This is a genomic window from Stieleria sp. JC731, from assembly GCF_020966635.1.
GTDB lineage: Bacteria > Planctomycetota > Planctomycetia > Pirellulales > Pirellulaceae > Stieleria.
On record NZ_JAJKFQ010000005.1, the window covers coordinates 474,744 to 486,822 of the forward strand.

Here is a 12,079-nt window from a genome sequence, read left to right on the forward strand (position 1 = left end):
TTTCTACTAGCAACATGCCAAGCTACCGTTCAACGATGGACAATGAGCGAACTCACAATGGTGACGACGTTGCCAACGATGAGTTCGATTCAGAGGATGCTTCCATCGATGGTGAGCAAGAAACGGATGATTTGCAGGCGGATGCCGTCGGCAATCCTGTTCCAGATGGCCCAGAAACCATCTCCGTCTCACACGCTGAAAAGTTGAATGAGCGTCGCTACAAATGGGTCGTTGACTATCGAAAGCTAGGTTGGGGAGTTGGTTTTTTGCTGGCTCTGACGATTCTTGTTTTTGCCTCATACTTCTTCAATTCAAAGCGGGTCGCGTCGACTTTTATCAATCGAGCCGATGAGGCTGCAGCGGAGAAGCGATTCACCGATGAAGTTCGATGGTTGCAAAACTACTTGCTTCTGCATCCAAACAACTTAGACGTTTTGGTGCGATCGGCGATTGCTGCAGACTCGGCCGCTGATCAAGCAACACGAAGCCAGGCCAATAAGCGTATCGAACTTGCCCGCAAGCGTTTGGCTTTAGCACTTTCGAGTCTTGGGGATGAGCCAAAGGGCAGCTCAGATACAAGCAAGTTGGTACGGGACATTCGCGAAAGGTATATCAACCGGCTATTGCAGCTTAAGGGCTACTTTTTGACGGATGCTCGTGACCAGGTCGTGCTGCTAGATGCAGATAAGGACGATCCGCAAGCACACATGTGGATGGCAGAGGCCGTAGCTGAAATTGTGCTTTCTGACCGATATCGCCCGATCGATCCAGAGAAAGCTGTCGAAATCAGTCAAGGGTACTATCGATGGCTATCGCAGCAGCAGCCAGGCTACATTGTACAGCGCGCAATTGAGCTGAATCCGGATGCGTTGGAAAGCGTTGATTGGCTTTTTCAACTGCTTGGGACATCACCAGATGCGTTTGGTGTTGTGTTGGCCAATGAGGATGTTGGTGTCTTCAGGAATACGCTCGAGGCTATTAAGCGTACCGACACATCGTACTACGAATTTGTTGAGGGAGTGGTGCAAACGCTTGGCCTCGCCAACGGTTCGCATGCGAAGCTGTTGCTGGCCAATTACCACTTAAATATCGGCGATAGCCAGACTGGACACCAGATCTTGATAGACGCCGCGGCTGTGGCATCGCAGTGGATCGAAAAGTTGGGTGCGAACGCGGTTCTAGGTGATGGGGATCAGCTATTCACAGATCCACCTTTCAAGCTAGATCCAGAAATGGAAGCCACGCTGATGGATTACTATTGTATCCTTCGAGCAGCAGGCAGCGTGGCGAATTCGGTCTCTTCTGCAAGCGGTTCTGCGACCAATATGGACCAGGTAACAGCTGCGAAGACTTGGCTTGAGCAGCTTCGATCATTGGAACTGTCGTCTATTCCGGTTCCGCGCTCTTACGTTAAAGAGCTTTACACAAATTCAGGCCAACTTGAGCTTCTGACAAATGATGGTGATCGAGCAGTTGAGCTCTGGCGTGAAGGGATGGAGATTCTCGGGAAGGGCGATTTGGACCTTTCTGGAAACGTGGCGTCAGGGCTTGCGAAAATGTATCTGCGTCAAAGTGAGATTGCTAAGCGAGATGCTGTTGAAAGTGATTTAGATGCGATTTCCAATTCGGCGAAGAAGGCAATCGATGAGTTTGCCAAGGCGATCGATTCCACTGAGCAGCAGTTGCGGCGTCAAAGCAGTGATCAGTTGGGGGCTGTAGGACGCGTCGAGACGGGGTTAGCAATTCGAAGCGCCGAGTGGAGATTGCGGATCGCAAAGGCCATGTTCATTTCTGCTCAATCGCTAAGCCATCAAACCGATATGAAGTTGATTGCTTTGCTTCGAGGGGAAGCTGTCGATGGCCGACAGGTGCTCGCAGGATCGCTTTTAGATCGGGAAATTAGGCTAAGCGATGATTTACGTTTCGCCGGTATTCAGTTGTTGGCATTGGCCTATCAACGTCAAAATGCGTGGGATTTGGTCGGTACGCTTTATTCTGAAGCTTCGGATTACTTCCATCTGAATTTAACACTGGCCCAGTCGTTGGTGCAGCAAAGCGGTAACGCTTGGCAAAAAGCCGGTAATCAATTGTTGGCAACTCAGCAATTTCAACGCGCTCGCCTTTCCGCGGTGCCAAGCATTCGTCTTGCCGCAGTCGAGGCTGACTTCAGGTACCAAACGAGAATTCTTCCCAATCAACGGAACTGGCCCGCTCTGCGATCGCAGATTAATGAGCTGGGTAGGTATCTTGATCAATATGAAAAGCAATTTTCAGAAGACTTAGCTAACGAGAAGGTTCAGTTGCAGGTGTTAGAGGCTCAGCTGCCTCCCGATGACATCTCGATCGATGCGTATCTCGAATCCGTCGAATTGGCAGACAGCATTACAAAACTTGCAGAGAAGAATCCGGACAATTTGCCTCTTCAGGCGTTCGCCGCAGAACGTCTTGCCGCTGCTGGTGAACTGGAGCGGGCCAACAAAGTTGTCGAGAGTCTGCTAGCTGATGAGAAGATGACCGACAACGAGAAGGTATTGCTCCGTGCACGCGTTCTCAGTCAATCAGATGCGCACAAAGAAGCAGCCGAAGTGTTGTTGGAAAGGATAGATAACGCTCCGACGACAGCAGCGGTTTTAGCGCCAGTCGCTGCAGATTTCGCCCTTCGTGCTGGAGATTCGCAATTGGCGGAGCGGATATTGCTTCGCATTCCAGATGGTGAGCAAACACCTGCCAACCTTTATTCGCTCTACCGGATTGCGAATCTTGAGGGACGCGTGAAAGACGCTTTGTCATTTTTGGATCGGTTGCATACGAAGGAAAACTATCGCCAGGGCGGGGCTGAGTCCAGTCAGGCAGTTTACTCATTGCTGATTGATGTTCAGCAGCGGATTGAAGGCTTGCTCGATCGGAAGCAACAGCTTCAATCCGAAGATCCCTCACTTGCGAAGGCACGCGCGCAAATCGCTCGACTGCTATCCATCAGGCCCAGATTGGGTGAAGCTGTCGCGATGAAGGGTTGGGTTGCATTCGCAGAGCAGAACTATGGCTTGGCAGTCGACCTATTAAGAGCGGGGATTGCTTCAGGCGATCGACGCATGAAGACGCGTCAAATGCTATGGCGTGCTTTGATGATTCAAGAGCGGTTTTCCGAGGCTGAGCAGGAGATTCAGCTTGCGAGCCAAGCGATGCAGGCTGATGTTGATCCATATGATGAAGTATCCAATCAAAAGGCCATCCACGAAAATCAATTCGCTCGAGCTTTAGAGTCATCTGAGCAAATTGCAAATGAGAATCCAGAGGATGCTTACGCTTGGCTAACTTTCGCAAAATTTGTCCTAGCCGTCCGCGAGCAGGCAGTGTCAGGGAACGAGGCGGCCGGCGATTTGAACCCGGCTGAATTGCTAGACAGGGCAAAGACTGCGATTCAGAAGGCGGAAGATGTTGCTTCGGACGACCGGCAAAGGTTTGCTGTTGAATCTTCCCGAGTAGCTCTTGCGATCAAATTGGACGATGTGGAGCAACTAGAGTTGGAGCTTGTTCGTGTCGAAAAATTGGAATTGCCTGCCAAGGATCGTTTTTATCTTGAGGCTCAAGTTTTTATCGCGTTAGGCCGTAAGGGCGAGGCGATCGACCGTCTTCGAAAGGCAAACGAACTGGACAAAGATGCGAATGTGCAGCGTCTGCTTGCGGAAATGCTTCGTGCGAACGGAAACCATGACGAATCGGTCAAGGTATGGCGGCAGGCTCTGGCCGCAGATCCTGACAACCCCGTCGTCCGGACACAGCTGGCAACAACAATCGTTTCCAGTGGCAACAATGTTGATTGGGATGAAATTGCTCGATTGCTGAACGACCGAACGAGTTCAACGAATCAGAATCGCTTGGTCTATGCGATGTTGTTGATGTCGAAGGGGGATTTCTTTCAGCGTCTGGAGGCAATCCGGCAGTTGCGTCTTCTGGCGGGAACTTCTACTGCGATTGGAATTGAAGCATCGCGAATGCAAGCTGCGTTATTGGTTGACATGATAAGAAATGTCGAACAGTTGAAGGCTGAGCACCGAGAACAGTTGGATTTGGAAAAGATGGCTGCCGAAGCCAAGCAGATTCTTCAACGTTTGGCAGATCGATCTGACGCCGGCCTGACTGACCAAAGGAACCTTGCAATCTTTTTGATCGGGACTGGAGTCTCTGAAGATTTGGAGAAAGCAAAGGGGATTATCGATACGCTGAAGCGCGACCCAGAGGCTGTCTACGAAGTCCTCAGATTAGAGATGTTGATAGCGCAGTCGAGTGATAGTGCTGACAGTTTGCCATCGGTCGTTGACGATTGGGCTGAAGGGTACGCTGGGCAAGCAGAGCAGGTCGAGGTTGTTGCAGGGGAAGCCTTGATGAGGGCGGGCTTCGTGCGTGAGGGCCTGCAGTGGTTTCGAAAGGCCTATGAGAACGATGAGGCGACCTTTGGCAATTACATCGTTGCGTTGTCACTGGCTCAACAACATAAAAAGGCGGCGGAGATTGCAGCCAATGAATACGAAAAGTCTGCTACCGCAATCAAAGCGGTGTTATTGCTCGAAGCCCTGCTGGCCCTTGATCCAGTGAACGTTTCTGGGCGATATGAGTCGATTATTGAAGATGCTGAAAATCGCTTTCCCAATGATGCAGCGGTTCTCGAGTCGATTGGAACTTGGGCGATGCAGAAAAGGAAATCGGAGCGGGCTATCGCACTGTATATGAAAGTTCTGAGCAGGGATCCGCTCCGCCTTCGTGCACTTAATAACTTGGCGATGATTTTTGCTGAGACACCAGGGCGTGAAATTGAAGGGCTGCAGCCGATCAATCAGGCGATCAAGATCTCGGGTGAAAAACCTGAACTGCTAGATACGAAAGGTACGGTGCTCCTGCGAAGCGGTCGGGTTGTTGATGCAATTGAGACGTTCAAGCAAGCTATCGAACTATCTGATGAGCCACGATACAAGTTCCATTTGGTTCAGGCTTTAGTTGCGCAAGGGAGCTTGGATGATGCGAAGCGAATCTGGAAAGAAATCGACTTTGCGGCGATTGATGTTAAAGCATTGACACAGTCCGAGAGGGAGGACATGCGGAAGCTGCATGAGCAATTCGGTACGAACAACGGAAATGTCGGGCAAGGTCTGAGCACAAACGCAGATTATGAGCGTTATACCGAGAGGGTCGAGTACGTTTCAGCCAGCTGACTATCCAGATTTGAAGCCTGCCGCTTTAAGTTTAAATCATTCTGATCACAATTCTTCAGTTCAATGCCACCCACGTTCAAGTCACGTCTTCCGATCGCCTCCGTGTTAATCGCGACAACACTCCTTACAGGGATTGTTCATGGCTATCTCGATGGTCGCTGGGTTGGACGGGATTCACGAGCCACGCAGGTCGAATTGCTTTCGCAGATACCGACCGAATTTGGCGAATGGAGAATGGTGCACGAAGGTGAGTTGGGAGAAACGGCCCAGAGTTTGCTGAGGTGTTATGGCGCAAGTGTGCGTGACTACAAAAATGTGACCACTGGCGCAACGATCAAGATGGCGCTCACGTTCGGGCCGCGAGGTCCAATCGCGGTTCATACTCCGGATGTTTGCTATACCTCGCAAGGAACGAAGCCGGCTGCCCCGCGATCGGTTCGGTCTTTCAATACCGACAGTGGTAGCCATCGGTTTTGGTCAGTTGATTTTATACAAAACGGTGAGAATGTTCCCTCCTTGAATGTGATTTATGGATGGTCGAGCGGTGATGATTTTGAAGCCGCTGATAATCCTCGGTTTTGGATGACCGACGATCTGTACAAGATCCAGATTGCTGGCGATTTTACTGACGCAGCAGTCATGCCCAGTGAAGCGTTTCTTAAAGCGTTTTTGCCCCACCTAGAGAAACTTACTCAATAAAGGATTTGTCGTGTTAGATTACGTCCCGCCTCACGACGATGATCAGTTCAAAAGCGAAGAAGATTCAACTGTGTCGACTGTCGCACGTGGTGATTCGATCACTGCGTTAAGAGATGAGCAGCCCGTGAAGGCATCACGGAAACTTGCTGTCGCTCGTGCGAGGTACTTCAGACGCAAGTACGCGGCAGAACGGTTTTTGGCGCTAGCGATGTTCGTTGCGACCGGCCCTGTCATTGCCGCATTGATTTTGCTTGTTCGCGTAACCTCCAAGGGTCCGGGCATCTACAAGCAGAAGCGACTTGGGCTGCACGGCGAAGTGTTTGACGTTTACAAGCTTCGTTCGATGTACGTTGACGCGGAGTCCAATGGAAAGCCAGTCTGGTGCACCAAGAATGATTCACGAATCACTCCTCTAGGAGCGTTTTTGCGAAAGAGTCACTTGGATGAGTTGCCGCAATTGTGGAACGTCGTGCGGGGCGACATGTCGCTTACCGGTCCCCGACCAGAGCGTCCAGAAATCTGCGAAAAGCTGGCGGTGATTATCGACGACTACTACAGCCGCAATGCTGTTCGTCCCGGCGTAACCGGGCTTGCGCAGATCAACTTGGAGCCGGACCAAACGGTCGGCGATGTTCGACGAAAACAGTTCTTAGATATGAACTACATCGAAAACGCGGACTTTACCCTCGATGCTCGAATGTTGCTGGCAACCATGCTTCGCGTTGTCGGGATTCGTGGTGGCGTTGCGATGCGAATGCTTGGTTTGTGCAGACTAACATTGGTTAGAGACAACGTTATCGAGCGACCAGGTGACGATTGTCGCTTATTTGCGATCCAGACGCCTGCGAAAGTTGAACCACCTCGTAGTCCTCGGTAGTACCGGCGGCGGTCATTGAATGGATAGTGCGTCGAGGATTTCGAATCGAACGATCCCTGGGGCAGGGTGAGCCTTCGAGGTAGAAATCATTTGCAGCTGTCGTTGCTAAGGCATTCAGGTGTTCGCGGTACACACCGTGGAACCTCTGAGACCGTCAGCGTTTTTTGGGGAGTCTCTGAAGGAGGTGTGAAGGCTCTGTTGCAATTTCGCCACAGCCATTGCAATTTAGATGCTTCCACCCAGAATGCCAGCTGGCTTGACGATGTCCGTTTCGTTGGACAAGTGACGGTCAAGTAGGTGATTGCCTTCACTGGCTTGGAGTCATCGAACGAAATTGTTTGAAGTTTCGAAAGACAAAACCTGCCCAAAATGAAGTCTGTGATTAAGCACGCGTTTACGGTTGACGTTGAAGACTATTATCAAGTGTCCGCGATGGAACACCGTGTCCAGCGTTCGGATTGGGAGCAGCTCGGTGGTCGTGTCGTCAAAAGTACGGAGCGGATCTTGTCGATGCTGGATCGGCACGAAGTGCGCGGGACTTTCTACATTCTAGGTTGGGTGGCAAATCGCTTTCCTTCGTTGGTGCGGCGAATCGCGGAAGCTGGGCATGAAATCGCATCTCATGGCTATTGGCATCGTCTGATCTATCAGCAGACGCCTGAGGAGTTTGCGAAAGATTTGCAGGATAGCATTGATGCAATTGCAAGTGCTTGCTGCATTCGGCCTACCGCCTATCGCGCCCCGAGTTTCTCGATCACTGACAGAAGTTGGTGGGCCCTCCAGATCCTTGTGGAGCATGGATTCACCGATGACAGCAGTGTGTTTCCAATGCGTGGACACAATCGGTATGGCGTTGCGCGAGCCAGCAAAGAAATCCACGTCATCGAAACGGAATCAGGGCCTATCCGCGAATTTCCGCCTGCACCAGGGCAGTTTGGCAAAGCGACGCTGCCGATTGGGGGCGGATATTTTCGGTTGTTTACGCTGAATCTGACATCGGCTGCGATACGATCAATCGCACGAAAAGGGCATCCTGCGATGTTCTATATCCACCCATGGGAAATTGATCCTGATCAGCCGAGGATGAGTGGGTTGAATAGAACGACCAGATTTCGTCACTACGTTGGTCTGAAAAAGACTGAGCACAAGCTGGAAAAGCTCTTGGAGCACTTTTCATTCACGACGATGAGTGACGCGATTGCGTCGTCAGAGACTGCAACCGCTACAGTGTGAAACCTTTTGACAGTTCGGCTGTAAATTAGTCTCGAAATTGTTGTCAATGCGTTGCCTCAATTCTGAATGCACCGAAGATTGGTCGCGTTCCTGAGGGCTCGCCCTTCTCTGTCGCAAGTTCCGGAAGCTTGTAGGGATCAGACTTGTCCATGGATGGTGGCTACCAATAGCTGCTCGTGGTTGGCGTCATTCAGAAATGGCGTCACCCAAGGGGACGAAGTCCGCGCAGAGCACCGACCGTCTCATTTTGTCTGGCTGGAACGCATTTCAATCTGCGTCGTATCGGACTGCTGTAGTGGACACGAGGATCGTGCGGATTTTGAAAATTTTGCGGTTTTGAAGCTCGGCCAAGATTAGTGCGATGAAACTATTAGTCACCGGTGGTGCGGGATTCATTGGCAGCTGCTTTGTCAGGGAGACGCTCGCTCTTGGCTTCGCTGAGATTGTCACGCTCGATGCGCTTACCTACGCCGGCAATTTGGATTCGATTCCGTCGCCGAATGGTCAGCACACGTTTGTACGCGGAGATGTAAACGATTGCGAACTTCTGAGGCAGATTCTTGAGACTCATCAACCAGACGGTGTGATTCACTTTGCAGCCGAGTCTCACGTCGATCGTTCAATCGATGGACCGGCAGCGTTTGTAACCACCAATATCAATGGGACGTTTGCATTATTAAGTGAATCGCTCCGATATTGGCAGTCACTTAGTGGAAATCGAAAGACACAATTTCGTTTGCTTCACGTTTCAACGGATGAAGTTTATGGATCCCTGGGAGAAGAAGGCCTGTTTAGTGAGTCAAGTCGCTATCAGCCTAGTTCACCTTACGCTGCATCGAAGGCTGGTGCCGACCATCTAGTTCGCGCATGGCATCACACATACGGGTTGCCGACCATCATCACGAACTGCAGCAACAACTATGGTCCTTTTCAGTTCCCGGAAAAGCTAATTCCTTTAATGGTGCTATCAGCGGTGCAGGGCAAAACGCTCCCCGTTTATGGTGATGGCTTGAACGTGCGTGACTGGCTTTACGTGAGTGACCACTGTGCAGCGCTCCGGATTGTTTTGCAGTCAGGGGTATCCGGAGAGACGTACAACATCGGTGGTAATTGTGAAAAGACAAACATCGATGTTGTTAGAACGATCTGCAAAGTCGTCAATCAGCTTGATCCGAGTTTGCCACACGACTGCGAATCGTTAATCACATTCGTCAAAGATCGTCCTGGCCATGATCGTCGGTATGCGATCGATTCGACAAAGATCCAAAATGAGCTCGGCTGGAATCCCGAGCATACTTTTGAAGATGCGATCCATGAAACCGTCCGGTGGTATCTCGAGAACGATACCTGGATCCAAAGAGTGCTCAGTGGCGATTATCGCCTGCAGCGGCTTGGCAATTGGTAATTGGCGAGGCTCGTTTGTCGGCGCCCCGAGAATTACTAGCTGGTAAATCATTGGCTGTCTCAGATGGCTAGATACTTGAACAGCGAATCACATGTCTGAGAGCCAGCGAAACAACTTGGCAACAGAAGGTTCGACGACGCGCAAAGGCATCATCCTGGCTGGTGGTGCGGGGACTCGATTGCATCCGATCACTCTGGGTGTTTCGAAGCAATTGATTCCGATCTATGACAAGCCGATGGTCTATTATCCGCTTTCGGTCTTGATGCTAGCGGGAATTCGCGAAGTGCTGCTAATCTCGACATCCGAGGATTTGCATGCGTTTGAGCGTTTGCTTGGCGACGGATCGAAATGGGGAATCGAGATATCGTACAAAGTTCAAGTCGAGCCGAATGGCCTCCCTGAAGCCTTTCTCATTGGAGAGTCATTTCTTGATGGACATCCCTCGGCACTGATTCTTGGCGATAACGTTTTTTATGGTCACGGTTTTTCTGCCCAGCTTCGGCGTGTTAGCGACCAGCAGACCGGTGCGACAGTGTTTGCATATCCGGTGAGCAACCCTCAGCGATATGGAGTTGTGGAGTTTGATCACTGTGGAAAGGCGATTGGTCTTGAAGAGAAACCGAAGGACCCTAAGTCGAAGTTTGCAGTGACTGGACTATATTTTTTCGACTGTAGAGCGAGCGAGATTGCTCGTCGGTTAACGCCGTCGGCTCGTGGCGAGATAGAAATTGTCGATCTGATTCGACACTACCTTTCACTTGAACAATTGGCTGTCGAACAATTCGGGCGAGGGTTTGCTTGGCTCGACACTGGGACTCGCGATAGTCTTCTTGATGCTTGTAACTTTGTCGCCGCAATTGAAAAGCGGCAGGGGCTCAAGATCGGTTGTCCAGAAGAAATTGCTTGGAGAAACGATTGGATCGATGCGAACGAGCTGAAGCGTTTGGGAAGCCAAATGAATAATGACTACGGTCAATATCTCGTTGAACTAGTTAGCGGTTCCTAAGTTCGTTGGATCTTATGGATCTTTGTAGTAGCCCAGTCGTTGCTGTTTGCGTTTGGACGTCAAGGCATTTGATTGCCATGCGTCCACACCGTTTGCAAAAACAAGCTTAATCGTGACCACGCAACTTGTCTCAGGTGACGACACCGCGGAGTCGATGGTGAACGGCTTGCGGCCGAGGTTGTTATTCCTGTGCCATCGTTTTCCGTATCCACCCAATCGTGGCGACCGGATTCGATCGTACAATCAGATTCGCGTCCTCTCTGAATCGTTCGATGTGACGTTGGCTTGTCCTCACGATGAAGTCGTGACGGAGCAACAATTGCAGCACATGCGATTGTATTGCTCCGAAATTTTTTCTGAGCCAGTTGGGCGGTCTCGTTGGGGCAACGCCGCATTGTCGGCAGTAGCCGGCAGAAGCCTAACTGAAGGATTGTTTTCCAATCGGAATCTGAAAAAGCTTGTTGTCGATTCGCAGCAGTCGAAACCCTACGATAGTGTCTTCGTCTTTTGCAGTAGCATGTTTCCCTATGTGGATGACGAAGCATTTAGCCGAGTGCGAAAAGTCATTGATCTCGTAGATGTCGACAGCATGAAGTGGGAGCAGCTCTCTCAAGAGTCGACTTTACTGAAGCGGCCCATTTATGCATTGGAATCACGGCGTGTGAAGCGGCTCGAAGAAAGGCTTGCCAATGAGGCTGATGCTGTTGTCCTGGTAAGCGAGAGTGAGGCTGGCGAGTTCCGCGGACGAGCACAGACTGCAACGCCAATCGAAGGTGTTTCTAATGGAGTCGATACAGACTACTTCTATCCGAAGTGGATAAAGCAGGGTGTTGTTTATGATGACAGCGCATCATCGAGTGATAGACAGAAATCGAATCCAAATTCGGAACGATGCTCCGAATTGAAGTCGAATCCAGCGGTTCAATATTCGACAACAACCTGTCAACTTGTCTTCACCGGGGTGCTTGATTATCCACCCAACGTCGAAGGGATGCGGTGGTTCTGTCGAGAGATACTCCCAAAGCTTCGTCAGCGACTTGATGTCACATTGAACATTGTTGGTCGACGTCCCAGTGCACTCGTTAAGCAACTGTCCGAGATTGAAGGTGTCGTTCTTGTTGGCGAGGTGCCTGATGTGCGACCCTACTCACATGCCGCGAACATTGCGATTAGTCCGCTAACGCTTGCTCGTGGGATCCAAAACAAAGTACTCGAGGCAATGGCGTGCGGATTGCCCGTGGTTTCGACAACGCAGTCGGCTGAAGGTATTGATGCAGTCGATGGTCATGAAATCATCATTGCCAATACGGTAGATGAATGGATCGAGGCTCTCGTTCAATTGGCGGGCGATTCAGAACGCCGAGATTCGATCGGTCGCGCCGCAAGGCAAGCTGTCGTGCAGCGTTATAGCTGGCAGGCGAAACTAGCAAAGTTAAAGACGTTAGTCGCTGGTTGTGAGTTGCCTTGAGCCCCCGCTGCATCAGCGTTGAATCATTGTTTTCAACCGTCGCTAGCGCGATTACGGCTCAGTTCAGTACCCTTGAGCCGCACGGCGTTAGCCGCGGTTTCCCGGTTTCTCAAAACCTACGCACCCAACCGTCGCTATCGCAAATGCGGCTCAGTTCAATCACCCCTGAGCCGTAACGGCG

At 50.9% G+C, this 12,079-nt stretch carries 7 protein-coding genes; all 7 read left to right on the forward strand.

Annotated features, from left to right (window positions below; all coding sequences use genetic code 11):
* Nucleotides 1-35 precede the first annotated feature (35 nt).
* Entirely contained in the window at nt 36-5,210 is a 5,175-nt protein-coding gene (locus LOC67_RS12865) for a tetratricopeptide repeat protein (protein ID WP_230263011.1), read from the forward strand.
* A 63-nt stretch (nt 5,211-5,273) separates the two neighbouring features.
* Complete coding sequence (locus LOC67_RS12870) at nt 5,274-5,909, forward strand: exosortase-associated EpsI family protein (protein ID WP_230263012.1); 636 nt, start codon at nt 5,274-5,276, stop codon at nt 5,907-5,909.
* Nucleotides 5,910-5,919: 10 nt separating this feature from the next.
* Complete coding sequence (locus LOC67_RS12875) at nt 5,920-6,786, forward strand: sugar transferase (protein ID WP_230263013.1); 867 nt, start codon at nt 5,920-5,922, stop codon at nt 6,784-6,786.
* Between the two features lie 369 nt (nt 6,787-7,155).
* On the forward strand, nt 7,156-8,019 hold the full coding sequence (locus LOC67_RS12880; protein WP_230263014.1) for an XrtA system polysaccharide deacetylase: 864 nt from the start codon (nt 7,156-7,158) through the stop codon (nt 8,017-8,019).
* 361 nt (nt 8,020-8,380) lie between these two features.
* Nucleotides 8,381-9,424 carry a dTDP-glucose 4,6-dehydratase gene (gene rfbB / locus LOC67_RS12885; RefSeq protein WP_230263015.1) on the forward strand — a complete coding sequence of 348 codons (1,044 nt, stop codon included), beginning with the start codon at nt 8,381-8,383 and terminating at the stop codon, nt 9,422-9,424.
* Between the two features lie 91 nt (nt 9,425-9,515).
* Nucleotides 9,516-10,430: a glucose-1-phosphate thymidylyltransferase RfbA gene (gene rfbA, locus LOC67_RS12890; RefSeq protein ID WP_230263016.1), complete on the forward strand. Its 915-nt coding sequence runs from the start codon at nt 9,516-9,518 to the stop codon at nt 10,428-10,430.
* Nucleotides 10,431-10,542: 112 nt separating this feature from the next.
* Complete coding sequence (locus tag LOC67_RS27590; RefSeq protein WP_230263017.1) at nt 10,543-11,898, forward strand: glycosyltransferase; 1,356 nt, start codon at nt 10,543-10,545, stop codon at nt 11,896-11,898.
* Nucleotides 11,899-12,079: the final 181 nt, after the last annotated feature.

Coding starts and splice junctions, on each gene's coding strand:
- LOC67_RS12865 (WP_230263011.1), top strand. CDS start 36: ATGGACAATGAGCGAACTCACAATGGTGACGACGTTGCCAACGATGAG.
- LOC67_RS12870 (WP_230263012.1), top strand. CDS start 5,274: ATGCCACCCACGTTCAAGTCACGTCTTCCGATCGCCTCCGTGTTAATC.
- LOC67_RS12880 (WP_230263014.1), top strand. CDS start 7,156: ATGAAGTCTGTGATTAAGCACGCGTTTACGGTTGACGTTGAAGACTAT.
- rfbB (WP_230263015.1), top strand. CDS start 8,381: ATGAAACTATTAGTCACCGGTGGTGCGGGATTCATTGGCAGCTGCTTT.
- rfbA (WP_230263016.1), top strand. CDS start 9,516: ATGTCTGAGAGCCAGCGAAACAACTTGGCAACAGAAGGTTCGACGACG.